This is a genomic window from Pseudoalteromonas sp. JSTW (genome assembly GCF_013423925.1).
GTDB lineage: Bacteria > Pseudomonadota > Gammaproteobacteria > Enterobacterales > Alteromonadaceae > Pseudoalteromonas > Pseudoalteromonas lipolytica.
The window spans coordinates 491,748-518,610 of the sequence record NZ_CP058973.1 but is presented as its reverse complement, the minus strand read 5'-3'; the positions used below and the strand labels follow the sequence as shown (position 1 = coordinate 518,610).

The following is a 26,863-nucleotide window of genomic DNA, read 5'->3' as shown; positions in this document are numbered from 1 at the left end:
ATGTATTGATTATCAGAGATAAAGTGCATTTTCAGGTGCTCAGTCGCAACGGACTGAAAAACGCACGTCAGGTGCACAAAAATTTATCTTAAGAGTACCCGGCAGTATTTATTGTGATTATTTACTCGTGAACAAGCGATGTCTGAACAATGCGTCATTTCTAATTATAATATACTAGTAAATTGGTATGGGTTTTGCATTGTTTAAGTTTTTTGCCAAGGAAGACAAAATGTTGACGATCAATTCGCCACGACTACGTACGCCTAACTCACTACAAAACACGCAATCAATTACCTCGACTTATGAGAAGTTAGCCTCGGGTAAACGCATTAACTCTGCGAAAGATGACGCCGCAGGCTTACAGATAAGCCACCGCTTAACAACGCAAATCGCGGTGAAGCAACAAACGCTTCGAAACTTACAAGACGGTATTAGCTACGGACAGGTTGCCGATGCGGGTTTATCGGCGCTCACTGATGCGCTTCAAAGAATGCGAACATTAGCTCTGCAAGCTGCTAATGGCTCTAATACGGATATTGATAGAGCCGCTCTAAATGAAGAGTTTTCGCAATTAAGGGAGCATATAAATACCGTTGTAGCCGACACTGAAATTTTTGGTAAAAAGCCATTAATGTCAAAGCCAGAGCAGGAAACTAACTTGGACAATGTGCCGGTATTAAATGAAGTATTCTCGAATAATATGAGCTTAACTATGAGCTCAGGTGAAGTTTCATTAGGTTTAATTCCAGCTGGGTCTACAAATGTAAGAATTCAGATTGATAGTTTTTCTATGAATGATGATATCAATCTTTTCTCACAGTTTGGAGAGCACTTAGTTGGGCAAGACTTATCAAGTATGAAAGATGTTATTGAAAGTAATTTATTTACCCCCGCGAATGGTTATCAGGGAACAGAAACATACGATAATACTGATTTATTTAATGGTGATGGTTTTAATTATCCTGCGACAAATTCACAAACAGTGAAAGGAATGAACTTTAGGTACTCTGGAAATGGTAATCCAGGAAATAACTTTGAAGAAATTATAGTTGATTCAGTGACCGAGCCATTGTTATTAACTGTTATTGGTAGTGGCTCTTTTAATATTACTGCTAGCTGGGACACGTTGGGGAGCTTAAATTCATCGTCAGCTGAGTCGAGTGACGGCCCGATGTTAGTTACATCAACCGACCGTGCTATTGGCGAAGAGGGGTATATTATGTTTGAAGATATTGATGCCAGTGCGGGTTCTTTAACAATTGATGGTATTACCATAAGCAGCGAAAATTTAGCGCAAAATGCAATAACGAGAATAGACACCGCATTGTCACGTATTGGCGGCTTTAGGGCTGAAATAGGCGCAAAAATAAATGCGATTGAATCGACCATCCGTAATGAATCAAACCAGTCGTTGATGCTAAGTTCAGCGAATCAGCGTATTGAAGACACCGATTTTGCAAAAGTCATGGCTGAGAAAATATCACTCGATATCGTTCAGCAAGCGGGAGTAAGTGTTGCCATGCAAGCTCGCAATATTACAAAAGAGGGTATTTTGAGTTTGCTAGGGCAACTAGAGTAGTTGCCCTCAGGACTTATTAGCCATTATCAGCAGGATACACGACACCTAATTGAGCTCTCGCTGTATCCAGCACGCCCATAACCTGTTTTGATAAGGTGTGTGTGTTTACAGCAGACTCAATGTGTCCGGCTTTGGCTGCTGCTATAAAGTGACTTACTTCATAGCGCATAAAATGCTCGTCAAATGGCTGAGCAAGTTCTTCAACCGTGCCATCATTACCAATAAACTGCATACGTTTTAACAAAGAAACCGCTTCGATTCTAATGCGGCCTTTTTCACCTTGAATTTCGGTAAAGTTGTCGCCTTGAGAAATTTTAGAATAACTAATAACTGCTTGTTTATCTGCATAATTTAATAGTACATCACCCGCACCATCAACCCCAGTTTCCAGCAAAACTCCACTAGCTTGCACACTCTGTGGGGCGCCCCAAAGAGCTAACAAAACATACAAAGGATAGATCCCTAAATCAACCAAAGCGCCGTTAGCAAATTCAGGCAAAAAGGTATTGGGTCTGTCCCCATTTTTGTATTTGTCGTAACGCGAAGAGTACTGACTATATTGACCTATATACTTGCGCGGCGTGCCTATTTTGGTAAGTGCGTGTTTAAGAATGGCGAAATTAGGCAGGTGAGTGGTCATCATCGCTTCCATATACAGGTGCTGATGCTTTTTTGCCGCGAGAATAATTTCATTTAACTCAGTACTATTTGCCGCTGATGGTTTTTCACCCAGTACATGTTTGCCTGCGGCTAAACACATAACCGCGTAGTGTTTATGCAGACTATTTGGCGCAGCAATGTAAACAGCTTCAACCTGATTATCGTGGCACACTTCGTCGATACTCGTGAAAACTTTGGCATTATTGCTGGTATGTTTAGCTAAAAACGAACGAGCAGTGCTCTCTTCACGAGAACATACACCGTATAAATCGAATTCTTCAACATGGGTTGCTGCGTCTAAAAAAGTGTCGCTGATAAAATTAGTACCCACAATGACAAATTTCATGTTTACTCCTCGCTATTAAGTGCAAGCCAAGCCTGCCAGTCTTGTTCAAACTTTTCCATTTGCAGGTGTTTTTTGCTGCGCAAATGTTTGTCTTCGTCTTCTTTTGCCATGTAGGGACCCACACGACACAATGCACAGTGTTTTTCACCCAAGTATGGGGGAATCGTTAGCAATGAGCAGATGTCGTTGTCTTTTTTACTGCTAAACACATACGTGATGCCGCTGGTGTCTTTTACATGCTTATCACGGTCGACGTTGCGAATTTTGTAACCTGGGAAACGGCTAATATCAAACGGCATTTGGCCAATATAATGACACGGTAAACCTTGGTTTAAACTCCCTTCAATGTTCCATTCTCGGTAAGGTTTAACGTCTTTTGAAGTAATAAAACACAGCATAGGGCCGTTTTTATCAAGTGCAAAGCGATGCGCATATTTTAAGTATTGATAAAGCAATGCGCGATTCAGCACATTCATGCTTCCAGAGCCTGTTTGTGCTTTAAAGGCGGCTTCACCTTTGAATGCAGGAATGAGTGGAAATTGAAAAATAACCACATCAAAACGTTGTTGGTCAAGGCGTTGCCAAGCACTGGGTTTCGTTACATCAAACTCTGTGAGCACACGAATACCTAACGTACGCAGTTGTGAAAGGGCGTTGTCGGCGTATTTCTGTTCTATTGTCTGTGCTGCATCATAGGTTGAAGCAGTAAGCTGTGCTGGTTTTACATGCTTGGCAATGGCATGCGAAAACGATAAATCGCCATCACCGACCGTTAAAATATGCCACGTTGGATCCAAAAACATGGACTCAGTGACCTTGCTCAGCGAGGTCGCTATTTTCTAGTTTAGGGCACAAGGCTAAACGTGTTTTTAAACCCTCAATAGCGATTTGCTTTAAGATGAGGTTAAAACTTAACAGCACCGCAATCACAATATGAATAGGGCCGTGCGTAAATCCTGCATCAGTATCGAAGAGCATTAAGCCAAACAATAAAAACATAACGGCTAAGAATATTTCGATAAGTTGATTCGAGTAAAAGGTGATGAGCCCCTGATTTTTATGATCTTTCTTTATGTGGATTGCACAAAAAAAAGGGATCACCTTAATTTTAAAGTGTGCACCTTTTTCAACGTAGTTCTCACCAAGATGGTCTAGTTTAGCGCGTAGTTGATCTATCATACCAAGTCCTTAAACAACTGAGCCGCGGATGTTACCGCAAACACACTGAAAGGGCTACTCAGGATAGACGCTAATACCAATTACAAATATATGGCAGACAAACACCACGCCGGTAAGTACAAAGCGCATTTTTTGATAGTCAATGTGGTAGTTTTGCCATTGAGGTGTGCTCTTTTCAAATAATAACACCAGCCAAAAGCTGGCTGCGAGCCAAGCCAGAATCCATGCTGGCGGTAGAAAGCTCAAAAAGGCAATAGGTATAATAGGCAAAACGGCTTTGATGGCATCGGCATAAGTTTGCTGGCCCGCATGCCATAAATTACCGGCCATAAATGCCAAAATTGCTATGCTGTAGAAAGTGAAAAATTCTAAATTAATGGCACTACTGCCCGTGATCAGCGGCCAGCCTACGCAGCCTAAAAACGGAAGTAGACCTAAGTAACCAAGTTGAATGTGATTGATGAACTTTTCCATAATTGCCTTTTAAACCGACATAAAATAAGTAAAAGCATACCTGCGGGTATGCTTTTTCTTTTAATCAAACTCGTTGTATTTTATACCAGTTAAGCGCCTAAAACGATCGCTTTATTATTTACGTAATTCACGACGCAATATTTTGCCAACCGTTGACTTGGGCAATTCTTCCATAAAAATAATCGACTTGGGTACTTTATAAGCACTTAAGTTTTCACGGCAATAGTCTGTTACTTGTTGCTCATCAATTGGCTCTTTTAAAGTGATGTAGGCACACACTCGCTCACCTGTTTTTTCGTCTTGAGCGCCAATCACAGCCGCTTCACAAATGGCTGGATGCTGACAAAGTACGTTTTCAACCTCGTTAGGGTAGACATTAAATCCAGAGACAATAATCATGTCTTTCAAACGGTCGACTATTTTGTAATTACCACTTGGCAGTTGTAATCCCACGTCACCGGTTTTGAAAAAACCACCTTTCATACACTTATCTGTTTCATCTTGGCGTTGCCAATAGCCCATCATGACTTGTGGGCCTTTCACAACAATTTCACCTGATTGACCTTCAGCCACAGGCTGATCGTTCTCATCCCAAATCTCTACAACGGTATTAGACAATGGGCGGCCGATACTGCCGATTTCTTCTTTCTTGAAATCATTTAAGGTCGCAACGGGTGATGTTTCTGACAATCCATACCCTTCAGTAATTGTGCAGCCAGTGACCTTCATCCATGCATCTGCAGCAGCATGGGTCAGCGCAGCTCCTCCGGAAACGGTCATTTTTAATTGTGAAAAATCAAGCGCTTTAAAGCCTGGATGCATACATAAACCAATAAATAGCGTATTAATTCCTGAAAAGTAATTAATGGTGTGAGGCTCTACTTGTTTAACTAAAGCATCTAAATCACGAGGATTCGGGATCAGTACGTTAAACTGACCCATCGCGAATAAGCCAATCATATTCACGGTGAATGCGTAGATGTGATAGAGCGGCAACGGACAAATTCCCGTTTCTTGGCCTGGCTGCATGATCTCAGCAAAACGCTCATTCATTTGTTCTGCGTTGGCTAAAATATTACCGTGACTAAGCATGGCTGCTTTGGCAACCCCAGTGGTTCCACCTGTGTATTGAAGTACCGCTATATCATCGCGGTTTGCGTTGTGTGCTTTAAGGGGGGCTAGTTGTTCACCTTGCTCAATAAGCTCAGGGAGAGAGAGTTGTGTGCCTTTGATTGCTGGCAAGCCAACCGCTGCGGTCACTATGACGGTATTAATGGATGTTTGGTCAATGATAGTCGTGAGTTTATCTGCTAAGCCGTCGAGGAGCACAATCGCTTTAACTCCCGCATCATTGAATTGGTGCAGCATTTCTCTTGCTGTGTAAAGTGGGTTGGTGTTTACAACAATTAAACCAGCGCGAAGAGCTGCATAGGTGACGATAGGGTAGTCGACAATATTGGGTAACTGAATCGCAATACGGTCACCTACTTGCAGGCCGCTGTGTTGTTGAAACCATTGTGCCAAATAGCGAGATTGCTGCTCTACATCACTAAAAGTTAATGTTTTACCTGCACTGTTGTAGGCTGGTAAGTCAGCATAAGTTTGACAGGTATGGTCAATTAGCTGTGTGAGATTATCGTGTGTGTTCATTCGGACTCCTTAGCATATTGTTCTTATTAGAGTGTTTGATGATGCGCTTCATTACAGGGGTCATCATCCAAGCAGGTAAATAACGGCTTAAGCTATAAGATAGTCTAGATTGAAAGCCGAGTATCACCATAAATTTTTGCTTATCTAACCCACGCATCAGTCTGGTGACGCGACGGTCTTGTGTTAAGTAACGACTTACTTTATTGATGATTTTAGTGTTTGTGTGTGCACAGTTGTGTTGGTCACATTCACTTAAATAGGGGGTCTCTGGTGCATAAATTACACTGACTTTAATGCCATCCGGTTTTAATTCTTGGCGTTGTGTTTTGGCAAAGTTCAAGATTACATCGTCAGCAATACGTTGATCTTGCACGTATTCAAAAGGGGTCATGTGAAGTGATAAGTGCAAGGTGGCTATTCATGGTGAGGTACTGACGAATTAAGGCGCTAAAGTTAAGAGTGCGAATGATATTAGCTTGTTGGCTACAATCATTGTTAGTGTCAGAGTGCTTTGCTAAAGACTCGATATTCCTAGTGCTGGTAGTGCTGGGGCAGTATATCGCAACCTCAGGCTCACCAATGGCCACGACCGCATTGTTAACTTGAACAGCCAACGTTTGCGTATCGGCCATATCAACAGCAAAAAATTCAATGTATTGAGAATCATCGCTCAGTGTTCTAAGCGTATGTTTACTTTGCTGGCTAAAGCGTATATCAAATAATGCGACATCATCACCACGCTTTATGTATTGTTTAGCAAGTTCAAAGCCTAAACCACAATTTGCACCCGTAATAAACACCCTTCTTATCATTGCACGACCGCTTATCAGTGAAGTTAGCGAATCAATATATATAAATTGTTAACGCAATAATTAGCTTTTAGCGACCTATTTTTAACTTTTTACGCCATTATGCGGTAATGACTTACGGTAGTCTTTCGGAGGTACGCCATACCAACGCTTAAATGCGCGGGTAAATTCACTGTAGTTCGAAAAGCTTAAAATATCTGAAATATTCGACAAGCTTAAACTTGATTCTGTTAAGTACTGGTGCGCAAGATTACAGCGTATGTCATCAACAAGCTCACGAAAGGTTGTCCCTTGCTGAGTTAAGTGCCTTTGCAGGCTGCGTGAACTCATAGACAGTTTTTCAGCAATTAAGTTAACGCCAAATTGTTCGTGTAATAAATACTGTTTTATTAACACTTCAACGTGATCAGAAATTGAGTCATTAAGGTGACCAAGTTGTTGGCTCAAAATTGAAAATAGTTGTTTATCAGAGTTCTTGATGGGCAGCTTTAGGTATTTTCTGTCAAAGATTAGCGCGGTGTGCGGACAATTGAACACTGGCACTTGCCCGAGTGCTTGACGATAAACACTGGTATTCGTATTGGCGCTATGAGGGAGCTCGAGGCGGTGTAACTTTATCTGATCATCCGTAAGCTGTTTAAGTAAGTTAACGCCAACACTTAATGCTAAATCGGCTCCATGATACACACTGACCTTCAGTTTGCTGCGTACTAAAAACGACAGTTTCACGTAATCTTGGCCGATTTCGAGCAAAAGATCGGCGCTATTTTGATGGACATGATAATACTTAGTTAAGTTTTTTAGTGCCATTTCTAAGCTGTCACAGTTACCCATTAAATACCCAACCGAGCCGAGTATGTTCAAACTCTGCCAGCGACCAAGTTCTAACCCAAAATAAGGAAGCTCGAGCTCTTTTGCTGTGATTTCTAGCAGTTCGATTAATTGCTGATACTGAATGAAGTTGTTGGGCTCTTGTAATTGTTTTCTGTCTAACCCAACGCGCGATAATAGTGCATCAGGGTTAATGAGCTTGCTTTCAATTATTTCGATGTATCCATGTAGAGCCGATACTCTAATTAGGTCAGGTGTGTGCGGTGAACGGGGCATAATGTGCTCTTTTTTAGTGCGCTGGCGTAAAAAGTAAAAAAATTGCGTGAAAAGTAAAGTAAATACAGCGATTAAAGTTTAACAATGTATTAACGATGATGGTCTACTATTTAAAATTAGGCCATTAACAGTGCTTATAGGAATACGCAATGAATTACACAAAAGTCTTTATAAGTGGCGGTAATGGTTTTATTGGTCGCAAACTTGCGCAGTATTTTAAAGATAGAGGCGTACAAGTATGCGGTGTTGACTTGATGCCGTGTGATGAATTTAACATTGTGTCGGGTAATTTAAGTGAGCCAGCGAGCTTTAGTCACTTGATCAAAGACTGCGATTTAGTCATTCACACTGCGGCTATTGTGTCTAACGCATTGAGTTACAAACAAACATGGCAAGCAAACGTCGGCTGGACAAAAAATTTACTTGATGCTGCAGTACATGCTGGCACGGTGATGCGCTTTATTCATATTTCTTCAACGGCCGTGTACGGCAGCGATTGGCAAACAGCGATAAGCGAAGATGCACCATTACTCCCTGATGGGCGTGCTTATAACGATTCTAAAATGATGAGTGAACACTTATCTTTAAGTTATCACGCCAGTAAAAAGTTGAATGTAACAATTATTCGGCCTGGCGATGTCTATGGTCCAGGGTCAAAACCATGGATAGCTTACCCCTTGCAAGAAATTGCAAAAGGAACCTTTATGGTGCCACAGGGTATGTTTGGGCCGGTTTATATTGATGACCTCGTTAAAGGAATTTATTTAAGTGCGATGAGTGAGCAGGCTAGCGGCGAAATTTTTAATTTGTCAGGGCCTGAACAAGTAACAAATCAAACGTATTTTAACTATTTAGCGCAGGCACAGGGTCAACAGCACGTGAAGGTTGTTAATTTAAAGCTGGCATTGAAACTGACCGGCTTCATTGAGTGGTGTTATCACTTAGTTGGTAAAACGACAGATATTAACCCGTCGACAATGCGCATGCTTAGCCGTAAAAGTGCCGCTTATAGTAATGAAAAAGCAGAACGTTTGTTAGGGTATAAACCTGAATTTAGTTTGCAGCATGGTATGCAGAACGCACTGCAATGGGCATTTGAGCAAGGACTTTGTAAAGCGGCTCCAGAACAGCCTGCTGTCAAAGTTAACTGAACAATTAACAACATTTAAAGCAAGTGAAAAGAGGACACACACATGGCATTACCAGATATTATCAATCATCAAGACTTTCTATTAACGATTCATACCAATGATGAAAAACTTATAAAAAATGCATTACCGGGTGTTCATATTTACCCATTGATGCTTGATTCTGAAAACGGGGTATGGGTATTACGCGTTTTATTTGAACCCGGTACAGTATTACCAAAGCATTTTCACACTGGTGTTGTACATTTATATACTTTGTCTGGTAGCTGGCATTACACAGAGTACCCAGATGATGTGCAAAAAGCGGGTAGCTATTTATTTGAACCAGGTGGTTCTATTCACCAATTCCAAGTGCCTGAAGAAAACACCGAAGTTACTGATACGTTCATGGTGGTTATGGGCTCAAACATTAATTTTGATCCCGATGGTAACTACATGAACATTATGGATGCAGGCTGGATTGAACAAGTCATGTTAGCGGCTGCAAAAGAACAAGGTTTTGAACCTAAATATATTAAACCAAAGAGTTTGTACGGTTTTAATAAGTAATTTCGTTCCCACGAAAAGAAGCCCTCATTCATGTAAGTGATTGAGGGCTTTATTCTTTTTAAAGAATTTATGTTTAAATCTAAAAAATCAATCAATTTAATCTAAACAATCAATTTTATTTTAATCGCTCAGACCTCTATTGTATTAATCAAGCAGACGCAAGGCTGCGTTAATTAAACTTTTAAATACATCAATGAGGAAAACTATGAGCACTTCATTAATCAACACAAAATTACAACCATTCAATGCAACAGCTTACCACAACGGTGAGTTTGTAGAGCTAACAGAAAAAGATGTGCTAGGTAAATGGTCTATCTTCTTCTTCTACCCAGCAGATTTTACGTTTGTATGTCCAACAGAGTTAGGTGACGTTGCAGACTACTACGCACAACTTCAAGAAATGGGCGTAGAGGTTTACTCAGTATCAACAGACACTCACTTTACTCACAAAGCATGGCACGATACATCTGACACGATTAGTAAAATCAAATTCCCAATGATCGGTGACCCAACAGGTCGCATTACACGCAATTTCGGTGTGATGATCGAAGATGAAGGTCTTGCTCTTCGCGGTACATTTGTAATGAACCCTGAAGGTGAAATCAAAGTGATCGAAACTCATGACTTAGGTATCGGCCGCAGTGCAAAAGAGTTAGTACGTAAAGTACAAGCTGCACAATACATCGCGAACCACGACGGTGAAGTGTGCCCTGCATCATGGCAGCCAGGTGAAGAAACATTGGCTCCTTCACTAGACTTAGTTGGCAAAATCTAAATTGCGACTGCACGTAAGTGCTTAAGCGAAGCCACGCTTCGCTTAAGTGAGTAATACGAAATTAATTGCCCATCACAACTCACACACATTAAGCACATTAGCGGGTGGTGGGCAGTTAATCCTGTCATTTTTCGAGATTATTTATTCTGAACTCAAGGGCTAAGCCATGTTAGATACAAATATCAAAAACCAATTAGCAAGCCACTTTGCTTCTATTACCAGCCCTGTTGAGCTGCTTATCGCCTTGGATGACAGCAATAAATCAACAGAACTTAAAAACTTAGCGACTGATTTAGCATCGTTAAGCGACAAATTTTCGGTGCGAGACAACCCAGACCAAGGCGCACGTCGTCCTTCAATGGTGGTGTCTTCACCTGTAAACAATACGCAAATCATTTTTGCCGGTGTGCCAATGGGCCACGAATTTACTAGCTTGGTTCTTGCATTACTGCACACAGGTGGCCACCCAAGCAAAGCGTCACACGCTGAAATTGAACAAATTAAATCATTAACTGGCCCGCTTAATTTCGAAGTATATATTTCATTAAGCTGTCAGACGTGTCCGCAAGTAGTACAAGCACTTAACTTAATGGCGGCGCACAATCAGAACATAACGGCCACAATGATTGATGGTGCTTTGTTCCAAGATGAAGTGAACGAGCGCAATATTCTGGCGGTACCGGCTGTTTATTTAAATGGTGAATTGTTCAGCCAAGGTGCTGTGAACTTAACCGACATTTTAAATAAAGTAGACACTAAAGCTGCAGCACGACAGGCTGATGCGCTGAACGACAAAGCGTTATTCGATGTATTAGTTGTAGGGGGCGGCCCAGCGGGGGCTTCTGCGGCTATTTACTCAGCGCGTAAAGGTTTAAACACGGGAGTGGTCGCAGAGCGATTTGGTGGTCAGGTTGCAGACACATTAGCCATTGAGAACTTTATCTCTGTAAAAGCAACTGAAGGCCCTAAGTTAGTTGCGCAACTTGAAGAGCACGTTAAAGAATACGGTGTTGATGTGATGCAAAACCAACGTGCTGCGTCATTAACTAAACAGGATAATTATCAAATTACCTTAGAAAATGGTGCGGTATTAAATGCCAAATCGGTTGTATTGGCAACGGGTGCCCGCTGGCGTGAAATGAATGTGCCGGGCGAGAAAGAGTATCGTGGCCATGGTGTTGCATACTGCCCGCATTGCGACGGCCCGTTATTTAAAGGCAAAGCAGTCGCAGTGATCGGGGGTGGTAACTCAGGCATTGAAGCAGCTATTGACCTTGCTAACATCGTTGAGCATGTCACCGTGCTTGAATTTGCTGACACATTACGCGCAGATGAGGTACTTATTCGTAAAGCGAAAAGCTTAAGTAACATCACAATCATTAAAAACGCGCAAACAACCGAAGTTGTCGGCGATGGCAAGCGAGTAACAGGTTTAAGCTACATTGATCGTGTCTCTGGCGATGAAAAGTCACTTGCACTGGCTGGCATTTTCGTTCAAATCGGTTTAGTACCAAACACTGAGTGGTTAAAAGACTCAGATGTGTCATTGACTCGCTTTGGTGAAATTGAAATCGACAGTAAAGGGGCGACTTCTTTACCCGGTGTGTATGCTGCGGGTGATGCCACGACAACACCGTTTAAACAAATCATTATTGCCATGGGCAGTGGTGCAACGGCAAGTTTAGGTGCATTTGATTATTTAATCCGCAACAGTGATGAGGCTCAACACACTGAAAATACAGCCTAAACGAATAAATAAAGACTCTTGATTAGGCAGCTCAACACCCATAGCTGCCGCTTTAAAGCCGCCCTCTCCAAAGGCGGCTTTGTTTTGCATACTATTTATTGATAGCGCGCTGCGGTAATGAACTCATTAAAGCTTTCGCACCAAATAATGACGGTGTTGTATTCGCTAATATTTACGCCTTGCGGAACACGTATTTTAAAGCCATTAAATGAGCGTACTTCGGCTATTCGTTGCATTGTGCCTTTATAGGAAAGGAAGTCTTTTTCGTTATCAATAAATTGGTGAGATAAATACAGTTGATAATCAGGCCCAGGGGCAAGTTTACCTTGCATAGAGATTGCGTCATTACTTAAATACACCATCCCATCACCATAATGCAGGCTGTCAGAGCCTTGTAGATCAGTTTTAAACTCACCCTTAAACAAAGCACGGTTAGCATGCTGTTGTAATGTGGTGATAGCGGGGGCTGGTGTCGCCGTAAGAATAGGTAAGGTATAAATACCCACCATAAAGCCTGCAATAAACATCGCAATAAAGCTAAGCAAGAGAATGAGCTTTTTAATCATTGTAGTGCCGTTTTTTCAAGTGTAATGGTAAGGCGTTGTTTGAGTTTAAGCCTTTTTTCGACGTCGCCAAAATAGTGCAAATAAATACGCTCTAATTCACCTGAACGCTGAAGTTTTTGCATTCCTTGCTCGAGTAAATCCGCGATATGTTGGTTTTCTTTACTTAAATAAAAGTAGTAATTGCTGGGATATTGCAGCATGAGAGAGGGTTCAATGATCAAATGAAATTGCTTTAGTTTGACAAGTTCAGATTCTATAGCCAACACCGAACGCGGGAAGTAATCGCCTAAACCTGTTTCTAGCGCTTTGATCATGCCTAAATAGTCCAGATCCCCATTAACAGTTAAGCCATTGTTTTTCATAACCGTGTAATCGTACCAACTCTGTTGTTGTAATCCGATTAACTGTTTTAGAGTGTCAAGGTTATTCACTTTGTGAAAAGTCGTTTCATCGCCTTCACGAATAATTAGCAGACGCTTTCCATGCAAGCCTTTGTACAAGGGAATAGTTGTTCTAACCAAAGAGTTAGGCATTTCGCCAGGGAGCGATAGCCACGCTAATGTAACGGCTTTATTATGAGTCAACTGCTCTACTATTCGTTTATCATTCATAGGCTTAACGTTGTAAAGTAGGGTGGCATCTACTTTCATTACTGCAAAGCTCTTTTCTAGAACATCATGAATATACTCATTTTTTTGAACTAAAGGGTAATCGGGCCGAGCAAGTTTTATAACAAGCTGCTCATCTGCATAATTTGCAAAACTAACCATGACACATAGTATAAAAGACACACGTCTTAGGGTATTCATCTGTGTATTTCTCTATTAAGTGCACTGTGTTTACGTTTACACTTTAAAAACATGTACCTGCTGTTGTAATCGAGAAGCAAGCGATGCAAGCTCTTGGCTCGCTTGAGCATTTTGTTGTGAGCTTTCGCTGACCAGTGAAATACTGCTACTAAATTCATTAATATTACAACTGAGTTCATTAGCAACGGTCGTTTGTTCATCCGTTGCAGTAGATACTTGATTGTTCATATCGGCGATTTGTGCCATTTCTTGTGTTATTTCAATTAGCAACTGCGATGACCGTTCAGCAAATTCAACACTTTGCTTGGCGCTTTCATCGGCATTGCCCATTGCTGTAACTGCTTGCTGTGCCATTGATTGCAGTTTACTAATCATTTCATTAATACTGGCTGTCGCTTTTTGTGTATTGTGCGCAAGTTGCCTCACTTCATCGGCAACGACCGCAAAGCCGCGCCCTGATTCGCCAGCACGTGCCGCCTCAATTGCTGCATTTAATGCCAGTAAGTTTGTTTGTTCAGCAACACCTTGGATCATCATCACCACTTGGTTTATGTCGGTCGATTGGGTATTAAGTTCATTGATTAGCTGCGTATTTGCATTAACGATATGTGACAAACGATTGATTGAATCAATGTTTTCTTGAACTGATTGCTGCCCCATTTTTGCTGTTTTGTCGGTGTGTGAGGCTTTTTCTGAAGTAGCAAGTGCGTTAGCTGCTACTTGCTCAATCGCACTACTCATTTGCGTAATTGCTGTTGCTATCATTGCAGATTGGTGCTCTTGTTCCGTGGCTGTACTGGCGACTTGGTCACTAATTGAATTCATCTCTTCGGCCGCCGAAGACAGAGTGAGTGTTGCACTTGTTACGTCATTCACTAGCGTATGAATACGTTCCATCATGGCATTAAAATGGCTGGCTGCTTGGGCTATTTCATCGTTACCATGGGTTTTCGCTCTGAGCGTTAAATCTGCATTTTTAGAAATTGAGCCAATGGTTCCACTCAATGAAAGTAATGGATTATGAATCGAGCGATAAATCATAAAAGCGACAATTAGCAAAATAATGATGAGAATGATGACGGAGGCCGTCATGGCAATGCTGACTTTTTCAAAGCTTTTGTCTGCCGTGTTTTTAAACTTATAAGCCTCTGATAGTTGTAATTCAATTAACCCTTGATAACTCTCGCTAAGGGGATCGAATACAGCGTAGAGTCTTTTCACAAACTGATCGTCTGGAATTGACTTCAATTGATTATTTTTAACCGCAGTGAGAAGCGTATCGAGTTCTGATTTAACATTGTCTAAGTTCTTTTCAACATTGTTGACTAAGCGTTGCTCTTCGCTGGTGAGTTTAGTGCTTAAGTAGCTCTGCCATTTACTGTCTGCTAAGGATTCGGCTTCGTTTACAGACTGAAGAAATGCTGTTTTAGAAATTTGTTCTGCTCGGTATTTATGAAATAAATCGACAATACTTACGGCGTAATTGTCCGATACTGTTTTTATTTGTTCTAGCGGCACAACGCGATCGTCATACAAGCTGTCGATACCTTTTACCATGCTATGCATCATGGATATGGTAAAAATAGACGTGATCACAAAAATCGACACGGGTAAGAGCGCTAACACAGCGAGTCGAGAACGAACAGAGTAGTTATTTAACATGATAAAATGAACTTTTATAGTGGCTTAGTATTAAAGCTAATAAGAGAAACGTATTTAAGCAAGTTTTTGCAATAGTTTATAGTTATCTTTTGCTTGAATTTGTGCAAATAGTTGATTTACATCATTGTGTGTAACGTTACACATAAACGCTTGAGTCTATAACAGCTTATTTTTCTGTGAGTGTAATTATTAAGTTTTAAATAATAATGAAGCCCGAATATTAAATCAGGCTTCATTTTAAAGGGGGTATTATTAGTGACCTCGGTTGGGCATTTGTCGCGGCATTTGTTTAGGTAAATTACGGCGCATTTGTTGCCTTTGCATGCCAAGTTGGCGAGCACGGTTAGCTTGATTTAGCTGTTGCATGCGATTTGTTTGCTGAGTATGTGATTGCTGGCGCTGCTGTAAAGTGTGTTTAGCTTTACTCTTATCAATGGTTTGCAATTTATTCTGCACATGTTGTCGGTCAGTATTTTGTATGCGGTCTTTAATTTGCTGTTGTTTATCGCTAGGTACATCTTGCCACTTATCTGAAACACGTTGTTGCCACTTTCCGTCGTCATGTTTCAGTACATTCCCATTTCGATCGGCAAATATATTGTTTGCTTTATCGCGCTGGCTGATGGCTGTTTTTAAATCGCGCTTTACCTGCGTTTTTGAGGCTAGGCGTGTTTTTATTTGACTGCGTTTATAAATATTATGAAGCGGACGTTTGTTGTTAAGGTTATTTAATTTATTGCTGATATTAACGCTATTGCCAATGTTTATATCACCAGTATTAATGACTACGGGGCCTCGGTAGCCGCCGCCATACCAACCATTACAGCAATGGTAAGGACGGTAATGTGTGGGCCAACCTAAATCCCAATTCATTCCTAAGCTTAAAAAGCCATTGCTCCAACTTACGCCGAACGACCAGCCAGTCCAGTTGTTATAGCCAATATTAAAGCCCCATGTTGACGGCCTAGGGTAATAGTAACCACCTCCCCAATATGGTGGGTAATACCACCCAGTGCCATAAACAGGCGCGCCGTAATAAGGATAAGACCATACATAACCCGGGTAGTAACCTGTGTACACAACGTCTGGGGTTGATTCATAAATCTCGACATAGGTAAGGTTATAAACGGGTGAACTGGGTGGGATTTTGGCGATTTCATTTTTTGGAATGCTGTCAGCCACTAACCACGGACCTTGCGCTGAATCAGCTTTAAACCATACTGCGTTATCGACAGCATAATATTTTCCTTTTATTTGTAGCACTTGTGCATCGGTATTGATGGCGTACGACACGTTAGTTCCAGGAATGCGCTCAAATTTAGGCTTACCATCATAATACACGGTCAAACGCGCGTCTTTACGACTGATCGCTGCTGTTTGTGGCACTTTTGCATCAAGCACCGCTTCATTTGCCTCTTCGGTGCCCGCGACAGAGTCACGTAAGCCACCAAGGTCTGATTCTGGTGGGATATTTGCGAAGCTTTGAGGCAGCTCGTCTGCTCGTACAAATGCCCAAGGGCCAGTGTGTTGTTGCGCCCTAAACCAACGTCCAGAAAGCAATACATACATGTTATTGGTTTGCATTTCTCTTAGCCACGGAGTTTCTGTATTAAACACGTACATTAATTCTCCACCACTTAGGCTCTTCCATTTGGCTTCGCCATCGGTTACTACAAGCTCAGTGGGCTTGGTAGCAACAACAATCTCAGGCGGGGATGAAAGTGATGATGTACTTGTGTTTTTGGGGAGCATGTTTGCTAAATCAGCAGGCACAGATTGGGTATGTTTATAAGGGCCTTTTGCTTGTTTTGCCTGATACCAAAAGTGCCCATCGGTTAGGTAAAGCGATTTGTTTTTTGTATCTTTAATAACGGTCATCGCTGTATTTAATGCACGTTCATAGTGTGTGTCTTTGATAGCACTAAATTTAGGTTCACCGTCAAAGCTTAATAACACCGCAATTTTGTCTTTAAAAATAATGATCGGAGGGTCTGTTTTTAATTGCGCTAAGCTTTGCTCTGCAACTTCTGCGTTTTCTAAACTGGCGGTCAGTTGCGACAGCGAGGTATTAAATTGACTGGTTTTAATCGCTTGGTTTACGACGGTGGTAAAGGTTTGTTCTCCCGCATCTTTAGATTCTGGCCAACGCACATCAATGACGCTCATATCGCGTACGGTGACGCTATCGTTTTCTCTGTCGGTATCAATTTTTGCGGTAAACCAAAAAACACCAAATATGGGCTCTTTGTTTTGTGTAAATGACATGGCTGCTCTGGCAGTAAGCGCATTGCCAATTAACTTTTCTGGTTGCGGCTGATAAACAATCAAAGTGCCCTCAGTCGTATGCACTTTTTGAGGCCACTCAATCGCACTGCTAGGAAAGCAGTATATTACACTGCTAAATAAAATGAATAACTTGAAAAAACGATAAAAAGGCGCGTCATGTTTCATGTTCAATCCTTGTCGAATACACGTCAGATAAGTGTAGCTCAGCAAGAAAAAACTGCGTTAAATTTGTTCCGTTTATCGCACAATTATATCAACAATGCTGAGCAACAAATTGCGCCCCCGCATCGACCCCCATGTCATAGCCCGCTGATAATTTTGCAAATGACTTTGTTGTTCGCCCAACAGCAAACTGTGGAGGTGGGGCAATGATATTTATGTTGCAGTCATTAGGTGGGTTCATAATAAAATCAATGCTTTGATTATAGTTATTTGCTCGGCGCAACGTTGCTTCAGCAAGGGCAGGCGTGTCTTTGTATAACCGCTTAACGAGCCAAGGGGCTTTTGCAGGTTTCTTTTTATAACCCAGCGGTTGCGATAAAACGACCGTGATATCTTTATTACCCATTTCATATGCTTTTTGCACGGGGATTGAGTCTGCAACACCGCCGTCGGTCAGTTGAATATCATTAATAACGGGATAGTGCCGATAGGCAATGGGTAAAGCGCATGATGCTTTAAGTTGCTCTTCCATTAATTGAGCATTTGCTTTTAAATACTCTGCGTGACCGGTTTTGATATTGGTTGCGACAATGTAAAACTCACTCGCTTGATTATTGAATGTATCTAAATCGAGGCGTATATCCCGAATAGTTTCTTGCCACAACCAATCTAAATCAAACAGGTGGCCACCTTTAGCAAAACGGATAAAATTTATAAATTCGGGGCGACATGAATAATCGGTGATTACGGCATGGTTTCGTTTATATTGTGAGCATAAATACGCGGCGATATTGGTAGCGCCAGCAGACACGCCATAACACTGTTGAAACGGCTGATAACTGGCTTTTAAAAAAGCATCTAGTACGCCTGTGGCAAAAATACCACGCATTGCGCCGCCTTCTACAACCAGCGCTTTGTTCTGTGTCATTGTATTCCATTTCCCTTGTAATCGTGTTTACTAAACCATAGCAAACACGATTACAAAACAAAATAGAGTTTTGGCTCTAAGTATTAAATTGCTTCAACCCAGAGCACGCCTACTTGCTTTTCTGTTACTTTAACAGTACTACCTGCTGCAATAGGGGTATGGCTTTTGAGCTGCCATTGGATACCAGAGTATGGATGTGTCGTTAAACCTCTGTCATCAACATCTGAATTAATAACAAAGGTGATGTCGGCAAAGTCATTGTGCAATGGTTTAGTGTCTGTTTTATCTTGCAAACGTTTGAGTGGTTGCCAAAGCACCACGGCAAAACCAAGGGTAAACACAATATTGCTCCACAGTGCAGTAGTGTAGTTGCTATCAAGCAAGCCAATATTCATCAGTAGACCACTGGCAAATAAAGACAAACCTAAAAAAAGTAACACATAGGTGCTCATTCCAAGCACTGCAACTTCAATAATTAGCGCAAGCACACCTAAAATCATCAGTGTTTCGGCTAAATAAGTATCTAAAAATGCCATAGGGAAACCTAACTTTTTTGTTTTTGGTTCAAAGAGTTAATAATAGACATGCCTTGTGCTACTAATGAACTGGCATCGGTGCCGCTATCAGGGAGTAATACCACTGATGATTCACGCGCAATAGCTTCTTTTGCCGCAATGGCTTTGGTTGCAAGATCAAGCTGAATTGCTTTTTGACCTTGCTCGGTATCGGCTGCTTCACCAACCTTGCGCAATGCATCTGCTTGGGCTTCTGCTACTGCAATAATGGCTTTTGCTTCACCTTCGGCTCGTAATATTTGCTCTGCTTTATCGGCTTCTGCGGCGAGAACTTGCGCTTGTTTTTTACCTTCTGCAACGTTGATATTTGCTTGTCTATCACCTTCAGACTCTAATATTTGTGCACGCTTTACACGTTCAGCTTTCATTTGAGCTTCCATTGCTTCCATAACGGATTGAGGAGGAACAATATCTTTAATTTCGTAGCGTAAAACCTGAATACCCCAAGGCTCAGCAGCTTGGTTAATGGCTGATACGATATTGGTGTTTAATAGGTCGCGCTCTTCAAATGTTTTATCAAGCTCCATTTTACCGAGCTCAGAACGCATTGTTGTTTGTGAAAGCTGAGTTACTGCGAACACATAATCATCTACGCCATAGGTTGCTTTGTAGGGGTCTAACACTCGGAAATACAATACGCCATCAACAATCAATGAAATATTATCCTTCGTGATAGCTGACTGTGAAGGCACATCTTGTGCTTGTTCTTTTAAACTACGATCAGCGGCTATGCGGTCAATAAATGGCACAATAAAGTTAAGGCCGGCTTCTTTTGTTGATTGGTATTTACCAAACCGTTCTATTAACCAAGCACGGTTTTGAGGCACGAATTTAACGCTACTTTTCAATAGCACTAAAATGAAAATTAGAATAAAAACTTCGACATTCAATAGTAAATCGAAAATTTGCGATAGGGGATCCATGTACTTTCCTTAGAGACTGTTAATGTTATTTTTTTTCCAATAACTACATTATCACTGGGAAGCATGTCGCGCCATAAATTTGTTAAATGAACAGCCAGCACCACACTCAGTTGTGAGTGGCTGGCTGTTGAGGGAGTATTAAACGTTTTTTATGAGCCGTGCTTGTCTATTGCTATGGGCGCTAAATAGGTAACAAAAAATATACCCTGTTAGAAACATAAATAAGCTGTATGTCGCACCGGGTATGGCCATCGTGGGATTATTTATGAGGGTGCTAGCAATTAAAATAGCAAGCGTACCATTTTGCAATCCAACTTCGATTGCAATACTCATTTGCTGAGGCTGCGATAATCCGGATATTTTGGCAAAGAATAGCCCTAGCATCAGTGTGGTTAGGTTTAAGGTAAGTGTAGCAAGGCCGCTGGTGGCAAAAAAACTAAACATTAGATCAGCATTTTTATGAATAATTGCCACGACAATAATGACTAAAAATACGCTCGAAAGTCGGCGAATTAATGGTTCAATTTTACTGCTAAGGTGGGGTTTAAGGTTGTTGAATAGCATACCAATAGTGACAGGCAATAAGGTAATAGCCAGCATTTGTATAATCGTTTTTACTATTGGTAACGTGAATTCATTCCCCGGCACACTAAATGATGACATAGCAAAGTGTACAATAAACGGCAAAGTAAAGGGGGATATAAAGGTTGCTAAAGTGGTTAAACTAATCGATAGGGCCAGGTCACCTTTAAATAGATAAGTATATAAATTAGATGTTACGCCGCCTGGACAACATGCGACTAAAATTAAGCCAATCGCAAGCTCAGAAGGAAGCTTTAAACCCATGGCAAGTAAAAAAGCCACCATAGGGAGCAATAACATTTGGCAAGTTAGGCCTAAAATCAGTGCTTTGGGGCTTAAGAATAAAGCCCCAAAATCCTTCTTTTTGAGTCCTAAGCCCATACCAAACATAATGATAAACAGTGCTAATGGCAGCACTACTTTAGTCAAAATATCTATTTGCATGGTATGTCCTTATTGGTCGTAGCCTGGACTTTTAGAATCTAATAAGCGCAGCAGAGCAGGCCAAGCAATTGCACCGCCAAGTCCTTTGGTTGCGGTTTCTGTTTGTCCTTTTATGCCATCAACAATGGCTTTAGGAACCTGTACTAAGTGTTCTGTATTTTGGGTCGTACGGGTTTGAACAGCGCAGGCCGCTTCAAATATATACATAAACAAAAAGGCGTCGGCAACGGTGCTGCCCACGGTTAACAGGCCGTGATTACGCAACATTAAAAAGTGATTGTTACCTAAATCATTAACCAAGCGACTTTGCTCCGCGGGATTAAGTGCTATTCCTTCATAATCGTGATAACTGAGACCTGAGTGAACAACCACAGCTTGCTGTGATATGGGCAGTAAGCCGTCTTTATTCGCAGACACTGCTGTGCCATTTAATGAGTGAGTGTGAATAACGCAATGAGCATCTTCACGTGCCATATGTATACAACTGTGAATATTAAAGCCCGCAGGGTTGACGGGGTATTCACTGTCGTGCAGCTTATTACATTGTTGATCAACTTTTATTAAGCTTGATGCTGTGATTTCGTGAAACATCATGCCATAGGGGTTTATTAAAAACTCGTTTTCAGTACCTGGTACGCGCATTGATATATGCGTAAAAATTAGGTCATCCCAACCATATAAAGCAACGAGGCGGTAGGCAGCTGCAAGTTCTACACGTGCATGCCATTCTTGTTCTGAGACTGAATGTTTCATGGTCATGATGATTTCCTAGAATGGCACTTTACGAACGATAATGTCTTTAAACATAACCCAGTCACCAATAAAGCTATAAAAAGGATGGGTAAAAGTGGCTGGGCGGTTTTTTTCAAAAAAGAAATGACCAATCCAAGCAAACCCATATCCAACAACAGGGCATAACAGCAACCAACTATAGTGCTGTTGGTATAAAGCAGCGAACAAAATAGCTAACACTAACCAGCTACCAACGAAGTGTAAGCGTCGGCAGACTTTATTTTTATGCTCTTGAAGATAATAGGGGTAAAACTCTTTGAAGCTTGTGAATTCACGTTTACTGGCTACAGTGCCCATAATACTTTCTCCGTTGTTAATTACAGGTTAACAATAGGCTTTTATTTTTTAAATTACTTGATAATATGGGTCATTGAATTGTTTTTTGAGGACAGTGTGTGCGTACTCTTTCAAGCTGGTGGTTACGGGCTATGGCTGAGTCTTTTAAATGGCAAGGCTTACCGATTAACGAGTTATTTGAAAACGCGAATATTCGACTCACTGATCTGAGCAGTCAAAGTGCTCGGTATCCGCAAGCTCATGTCAGTTTGCTTTGGAAGCAAGCGCAAGCCATGTTGCCAAACACACACTTAGGCGTATATGTTGGTAGCAATATGAACGTACGCGCTATCCCTGTTGTGGGAATGGCTATTATTCAATCAACACAGTTACTTAGTGCGTTTAGACTTATATTGCGTTATCAAAAGCTGATGGGAGATACTCATAATGTGTCGTTAATTGATCATGGTGATGAGTATGAGCTGCGCTTTAACTTTAGTGACGGCGAGCGTGATATGTCATTATTAAGTTACGAAGCCCCCATGGCTTTTTGTTTAAAAATAGCCCGTACAGTGAAGGGTAAAGACTGGTGTCCAACACGTATTTGTTTACAGCGTAAAGAGCCTAACGCTGAAATTGACGAACACTTTAATTGCCCGATTGAATACGCTGCGAAAACACATAGTTTGTTTTTTAGCGAGCAAGTACAAAGCCAGGTACTTTTATCGAGTAATATAAAGTTAGCATCACAAAGTACAGTAACTCAGATTTTGCGTATTCTGTTGGAAGAGCATTTAATTCAAGGTCAGTTTAGTTGTGCTGTGCTCGCTAAAGCATTGAATATGAGTGAAAAAACATTACAACGTCGGCTAGCTAAGGAAGGCACTAATTTTAGCAAAGAATTGGCGTTACTCAGAAAGCAAAAAAGTGTGTCTTTACTGACAGAAACGGATTTATCACTGACTGAAATAGCTTTTTTATGTGGTTATTCTGAGCTAAGTGCATTTCATCATGCTTTTAACCGCTGGTATGGTGTGTCGCCTAAAGTGTACCGAGAGCAAATGATAGCCCTTGCTTAATAAGAAAATAGGTTATTAGTTTACTGAAGATAATTTACGTAATAACAATTGTAAAAATATAAATAGTAATTGCTTAACAAAGGGTTATTGCCTAAAATCACCCCTAAGACGCAAGGATGATCTTAACTATTTAATTTACATATAAAGTCTGAGGTCTACTCACATGCGTAACTTGTCACTTCGCACCATTTTTATAAGCTTTGTTTTCTGTACTTTGCTTATTGTTACAACGATAAGTGCATTGATAAATACAAGCCAATTTTCAAAACTGTATTATCAGCAAACAGAAACCCAATTGTTACCTGATGCGGTGGGTAAAGTTGCAGCGCAAATTGATGCACAAATGCGCTACCCTATTTCAGTATCTCAGTCATTTGCCGAAAACTTGATGTTACATCAGTGGATGAGTGAGGGAGAAAAAAACTCAAATATCCATCATCGTGTTATGGATTATTTTGCTGATTTAAAAGTTAAAAGTGGCGCCTCTTCTGTCTTTTGGGTTAGTCGCAATACCTTAAGTTATTACACTCAGGCAGGTTTTTTTAAAGCTGTTTCGGCAAACGAACCACGCGATAACTGGTTTTTCGATTTCCTAAGCTCTAATGAACGTCAGGCACTTGCATTAGATGTTAGTGAAGAAGGAGGGCAACTTACACTTTATGTAAATACTTTAGTGCAAATTAATGGTGAAAAAGTGGGGGTTGCAGGCCTTGGGTATGACATTTCAGACATATCGAGCATTGTGACGTCACGCAAAATAGGTGAACATGGTTATTTATTTTTGATAGATGATAGTAACCGTGTTATTGCGCATGAGAATAATTCTTACATTGGTAAACAAGTATCAAATATTAATGAATTGAGTTCATTTAAAAATATTACGAATGCTAACAAAAATAGCTTTACACTTTCGCAAATTAAACTTGATGGCAATGATGTTTACGCCGGATTGATGCCCATTTCAGGCATGGGTCTAACGTTGGTTGCGATACAGCCAAAAGACGAAATTTCATCGGCTATAAATGCAGTGGTTATCATGTCAATCATTGTTAGTATTGTCCTTGCCGCAATTTTCCTCGTACTAACTCTGTACTTTGCTAATTGGTTGAGCGCAAAAATTCGTGGTGTGGGTGACGAACTGCTCGAAATGTCTGGTCAAGGTGGTGACTTACATAAGCGCCTAGACGACAGCGTTGATAATGAATTGGGACACCTTGCTAAAGGTTTTAATGCAATCATAGGAAAAGTGGCTGAGCTAGTTGATGAAATTAGCATAACGGAAGAAGCGATGCGTAAAGGGATTGATGATCTAGCCGTTTCAGCTGATAAAACGTTTGCAGCTACCGATGATCAAAAAGCGCAAACCGATCAAGTCGCAACGGCTATCACTGAAATGGGGCAAACTATCAATGAGGTCTCTGATATTGCTCATCGGACTGCAAGCGATACAGAAGAAGCGGTTAAAGAAACGGCTGAGACCACTCAAAGTATGGCAACCACAGCTAAGACCATGACAGAACTGAATGATATTTTAATGGATGTCGATAAAAGTATCGGTGAGTTCGCAGCTCAAGCAGCTGAAATTAACTCGGTAGTAGAAGTAATTAATGCAATTTCTGAGCAAACTAACTTGTTGGCATTGAATGCTGCTATTGAAGCTGCAAGAGCGGGAGAGCAGGGTAGAGGGTTTGCTGTCGTTGCAGATGAAGTTCGTTCACTTGCACAGCGCACACAAAACTCAACATCTGAAATTCGTGAGCAAGTGTCTCGATTGCAAAGCTCTTCGCTACAATCGCAAGAGGCGATAGCCCAAGGTACGTTGAGTAGTCAAAAAGTAACAGAGTTGACTCAGGTTGCGTTGTCATCTTTGCAAGCTATTCAACATAAATTTGAAATGATTAGTCAAGGCAACCATCAAGTTGCCGCAGCAACAGAAGAACAAGGCACAGTTGTTGAGCATATAAACCAATCTGCTCATGAAATTTCAGGGAGTGCAACTGAGATTCATAATAACGCTCAACAGCAACAACTAGGCACACAAAGTTTGTTATCGCGAGCTCAGCATCTAAAAGGTTTGGTTAGTCAGTTTAGAGTGTAATTTGTAAGGTAGTTGAGAATTTCAGCACAGTTTAAAGTGCGCTTATCTAATCAACTGAATTATACGATATAGAATATTAATCGAAGCGGGTTACTCTTAGCCCATTTCGATTCTATTTCGGCCATTTTGCTTGGCTTTGTACAATGCTTTATCGGTTATATCGAGCACGGAATCTGCTGTTGTCTGTTTATTGGGTGTGCATGTATAAATGCCAAAACTCATGGTTAACAAAGGATCTATGTTCGAGCTTGGGTGTGCAATAGCGGCCTTCTTTATTGCTTTTTGCAGTTTTTGGCAAAATGTCAGGGCATGCTGGCTATTGGTTGCAGATAAAACGATGGCAAATTCTTCACCCCCGTACCGTGCGGCTAAATCACCTTCACGTTGGCACTGTTTTGCTAAAATACTTGCAACGTCTTTTAATGCTAAATCACCTTGTTGATGACCAAGTGAGTCGTTATAAAGCTTAAACGCATCAATATCACAAAGGATTAAACTCAGTGGTAAATCGCTTCGAGCACAACGATTGAGCTCTTGTTGGAGTACAAGGTCGAGCTGCCGGCGGTTTGCGATGTTTGTTAAGCTATCAATGTGAGCTTGTTGATGCAGCTCTTTATTCGCGGCAATCAGCAATTGCTGAGTGTGCTCAAGTTTATGTTTGTATTGCCAGCTTTTTAACGCGTTGGCGATCATGTCGCCCACTAATTTGATCCGCAATAAGTCTGTTTGCGACCACTGGCGTGCTTGTTTTACGCAATCACAGCCTATAAAGCCAAACAGTGTTTGCTCACTTACTAAGCCAATACATAATACTGATTGAATGCCTTCATTGGTAAACTCGGCTTTTTCGGCCGCAGCTTCATCGGGCAGCTCAGCGGTATTAGATGCATTAAATACATGACGAGTTTGCATTTGCTGAAAAAAGTAAGGCAGGGAGTCGCGTGGAATATTTTGTAAGTGCTCCTTAAAAGGAACAATGTCCGTATTTACCCACTCGTAAGTGTTACTCATTGATAAGCCATCATCACTAAACTCAAATATATAGGTGCGATCAGCTTGGCAATTTAAGCCAATGGTTTTTAGCGCTTTTCCTATTTGCTTATCCATACTTTCGTTTTGAATATCGATAAGTTCTGTGGAAATTTGTGAAATTAGCTCATCAAAGTCTTGCCTTTGATCGTGACTTTTAAATGTCCGAGGTTCACAAATAGTAATAAATAAAGACTGACTGAGTGAAGCAAATTTGAAATCAAGTAACTTAAGCGTATTGTTTTTACTGTTTGCCAGCGTAATACTCAGTGGTTTGCTTTTTTGTGCGCAAGGTAAAAAATCATCGTAGGATAACAGACGGCTCGAGTGTGTATCGCTTAGGCTTAAGTGATCGACATTTAAATCGTGTAAATTAGCGTATTCTTCAACTGAGAATAACGATTGTGCAAGTGAATTAAAATAAAAGCGATTCTGCTCTTCATTAAACATGATTATTGCAAGCGGCAGAGCCGATAACGTTTGCCATGTTTGCTCACTTGAACCCATCGTACACTTTACCCTATATAAACGAACAGCATAAGTTTACATATTTTAACAAATAATTGATATAAAATTTTCCTTTGAGGTCCTCTGAAAGCCATAAATTAGTTTAATAGGTAGGATGAATT

26 protein-coding genes are annotated in these 26,863 nt (G+C 41.0%); 7 read left to right on the top strand and 19 right to left on the bottom strand.

From position 1 onward, the window contains the following. Positions 1-229 precede the first annotated feature (229 nt). Positions 230-1,579, top strand: a complete 1,350-nt coding sequence (locus tag GZH31_RS18605; RefSeq protein ID WP_065978977.1) for a flagellin — start codon at positions 230-232, stop codon at positions 1,577-1,579. A gap of 16 nt (positions 1,580-1,595) precedes the next feature. Here the strand turns inward: GZH31_RS18605 and GZH31_RS18600 are convergent, their stop codons facing one another. The 8 genes from GZH31_RS18600 to GZH31_RS18565 all read right to left on the bottom strand — a co-directional run bounded on the left by GZH31_RS18600 (position 1,596) and on the right by GZH31_RS18565 (position 7,804). Beyond that, positions 1,596-2,585 (bottom strand): Gfo/Idh/MocA family protein, encoded by a 990-nt coding sequence (locus tag GZH31_RS18600; protein ID WP_180311692.1) that lies wholly within the window; start codon positions 2,583-2,585, stop codon positions 1,596-1,598. Positions 2,586-2,587: 2 nt separating this feature from the next. After that, a complete protein-coding gene (locus GZH31_RS18595) occupies positions 2,588-3,388 on the bottom strand; it encodes a class I SAM-dependent methyltransferase (protein WP_180311691.1) in 801 nt (266 codons plus the stop codon). 4 nt (positions 3,389-3,392) lie between these two features. Continuing rightward, on the bottom strand, positions 3,393-3,764 hold the full coding sequence (locus tag GZH31_RS18590) for a hypothetical protein (RefSeq protein ID WP_036972250.1): 372 nt from the start codon (positions 3,762-3,764) through the stop codon (positions 3,393-3,395). Between the two features lie 54 nt (positions 3,765-3,818). Next, positions 3,819-4,238: a DUF3429 domain-containing protein gene (locus tag GZH31_RS18585; protein ID WP_118845246.1), complete on the bottom strand. Its 420-nt coding sequence runs from the start codon at positions 4,236-4,238 to the stop codon at positions 3,819-3,821. 114 nt (positions 4,239-4,352) lie between these two features. Next, a complete protein-coding gene (locus tag GZH31_RS18580; protein ID WP_180311690.1) occupies positions 4,353-5,888 on the bottom strand; it encodes an AMP-binding protein in 1,536 nt (511 codons plus the stop codon). Continuing rightward, positions 5,872-6,279 (bottom strand): hypothetical protein, encoded by a 408-nt coding sequence (locus GZH31_RS18575; RefSeq protein ID WP_180311689.1) that lies wholly within the window; start codon positions 6,277-6,279, stop codon positions 5,872-5,874. Before GZH31_RS18575 ends, GZH31_RS18580 begins: the two co-directional genes overlap by 17 nt. Further along, positions 6,266-6,700: an SDR family NAD(P)-dependent oxidoreductase gene (locus GZH31_RS18570; protein ID WP_180311688.1), complete on the bottom strand. Its 435-nt coding sequence runs from the start codon at positions 6,698-6,700 to the stop codon at positions 6,266-6,268. Before GZH31_RS18570 ends, GZH31_RS18575 begins: the two co-directional genes overlap by 14 nt. 81 nt (positions 6,701-6,781) lie before the next feature. Then, complete coding sequence (locus tag GZH31_RS18565) at positions 6,782-7,804, bottom strand: AraC family transcriptional regulator (RefSeq protein ID WP_180311687.1); 1,023 nt, start codon at positions 7,802-7,804, stop codon at positions 6,782-6,784. Between the two features lie 149 nt (positions 7,805-7,953). Between GZH31_RS18565 and GZH31_RS18560 the strand changes: the two genes are divergently transcribed. From GZH31_RS18560 to ahpF, 4 genes are all read left to right on the top strand, one after another. Further along, positions 7,954-8,955, top strand: a complete 1,002-nt coding sequence (locus tag GZH31_RS18560; protein ID WP_180311686.1) for an NAD(P)-dependent oxidoreductase — start codon at positions 7,954-7,956, stop codon at positions 8,953-8,955. A 42-nt stretch (positions 8,956-8,997) separates the two neighbouring features. After that, entirely contained in the window at positions 8,998-9,501 is a 504-nt protein-coding gene (locus GZH31_RS18555; RefSeq protein WP_036972241.1) for a 2,4'-dihydroxyacetophenone dioxygenase family protein, read from the top strand. A 205-nt stretch (positions 9,502-9,706) separates the two neighbouring features. Next, the gene (gene ahpC, locus GZH31_RS18550; protein WP_036972239.1) at positions 9,707-10,276 is read left to right on the top strand and encodes an alkyl hydroperoxide reductase subunit C; all 570 of its coding nucleotides are present in this window, start codon (positions 9,707-9,709) and stop codon (positions 10,274-10,276) included. A 166-nt stretch (positions 10,277-10,442) separates the two neighbouring features. Next, positions 10,443-12,023 (top strand): alkyl hydroperoxide reductase subunit F, encoded by a 1,581-nt coding sequence (gene ahpF, locus GZH31_RS18545; protein WP_180311685.1) that lies wholly within the window; start codon positions 10,443-10,445, stop codon positions 12,021-12,023. Between the two features lie 95 nt (positions 12,024-12,118). Here the strand turns inward: ahpF and GZH31_RS18540 are convergent, their stop codons facing one another. The 10 genes from GZH31_RS18540 to GZH31_RS18495 form a co-directional block, all read right to left on the bottom strand. After that, positions 12,119-12,589 (bottom strand): DM13 domain-containing protein, encoded by a 471-nt coding sequence (locus GZH31_RS18540; protein ID WP_180311684.1) that lies wholly within the window; start codon positions 12,587-12,589, stop codon positions 12,119-12,121. After that, positions 12,586-13,398, bottom strand: coding sequence for a hypothetical protein (locus tag GZH31_RS18535; protein ID WP_180311683.1), 813 nt, complete (start codon positions 13,396-13,398; stop codon positions 12,586-12,588). Before GZH31_RS18535 ends, GZH31_RS18540 begins: the two co-directional genes overlap by 4 nt. 36 nt (positions 13,399-13,434) lie before the next feature. Continuing rightward, positions 13,435-15,060, bottom strand: a complete 1,626-nt coding sequence (locus tag GZH31_RS18530; RefSeq protein ID WP_065978983.1) for a methyl-accepting chemotaxis protein — start codon at positions 15,058-15,060, stop codon at positions 13,435-13,437. Between the two features lie 252 nt (positions 15,061-15,312). Next, the gene (locus GZH31_RS18525; RefSeq protein ID WP_180311682.1) at positions 15,313-17,511 is read right to left on the bottom strand and encodes a carbohydrate-binding family V/XII; all 2,199 of its coding nucleotides are present in this window, start codon (positions 17,509-17,511) and stop codon (positions 15,313-15,315) included. 88 nt (positions 17,512-17,599) lie between these two features. After that, on the bottom strand, positions 17,600-18,436 hold the full coding sequence (locus GZH31_RS18520; protein WP_036972231.1) for a patatin family protein: 837 nt from the start codon (positions 18,434-18,436) through the stop codon (positions 17,600-17,602). Between the two features lie 83 nt (positions 18,437-18,519). Further along, positions 18,520-18,972, bottom strand: a complete 453-nt coding sequence (locus GZH31_RS18515) for an NfeD family protein (protein WP_036972229.1) — start codon at positions 18,970-18,972, stop codon at positions 18,520-18,522. Between the two features lie 8 nt (positions 18,973-18,980). Next, positions 18,981-19,934: an SPFH domain-containing protein gene (locus GZH31_RS18510; RefSeq protein WP_065978986.1), complete on the bottom strand. Its 954-nt coding sequence runs from the start codon at positions 19,932-19,934 to the stop codon at positions 18,981-18,983. A gap of 138 nt (positions 19,935-20,072) precedes the next feature. After that, entirely contained in the window at positions 20,073-20,960 is an 888-nt protein-coding gene (locus tag GZH31_RS18505; protein WP_074988739.1) for a bile acid:sodium symporter family protein, read from the bottom strand. Between the two features lie 9 nt (positions 20,961-20,969). Next, the gene (locus GZH31_RS18500) at positions 20,970-21,719 is read right to left on the bottom strand and encodes a class II aldolase/adducin family protein (RefSeq protein ID WP_374027201.1); all 750 of its coding nucleotides are present in this window, start codon (positions 21,717-21,719) and stop codon (positions 20,970-20,972) included. A gap of 9 nt (positions 21,720-21,728) precedes the next feature. Next, the gene (locus GZH31_RS18495; RefSeq protein ID WP_036972220.1) at positions 21,729-22,049 is read right to left on the bottom strand and encodes a DUF962 domain-containing protein; all 321 of its coding nucleotides are present in this window, start codon (positions 22,047-22,049) and stop codon (positions 21,729-21,731) included. Positions 22,050-22,147: 98 nt separating this feature from the next. Between GZH31_RS18495 and GZH31_RS18490 the strand changes: the two genes are divergently transcribed. Next, positions 22,148-23,107: an AraC family transcriptional regulator gene (locus GZH31_RS18490; RefSeq protein ID WP_143474465.1), complete on the top strand. Its 960-nt coding sequence runs from the start codon at positions 22,148-22,150 to the stop codon at positions 23,105-23,107. A gap of 163 nt (positions 23,108-23,270) precedes the next feature. Next, entirely contained in the window at positions 23,271-25,205 is a 1,935-nt protein-coding gene (locus tag GZH31_RS18485) for a methyl-accepting chemotaxis protein (protein ID WP_180311681.1), read from the top strand. A gap of 96 nt (positions 25,206-25,301) precedes the next feature. On the opposite strand, the gene GZH31_RS18480 is transcribed toward GZH31_RS18485, so the two are convergent. Then, positions 25,302-26,741 carry a diguanylate cyclase domain-containing protein gene (locus tag GZH31_RS18480; RefSeq protein WP_036972214.1) on the bottom strand — a complete coding sequence of 480 codons (1,440 nt, stop codon included), beginning with the start codon at positions 26,739-26,741 and terminating at the stop codon, positions 25,302-25,304. Positions 26,742-26,863 lie beyond the last annotated feature (122 nt).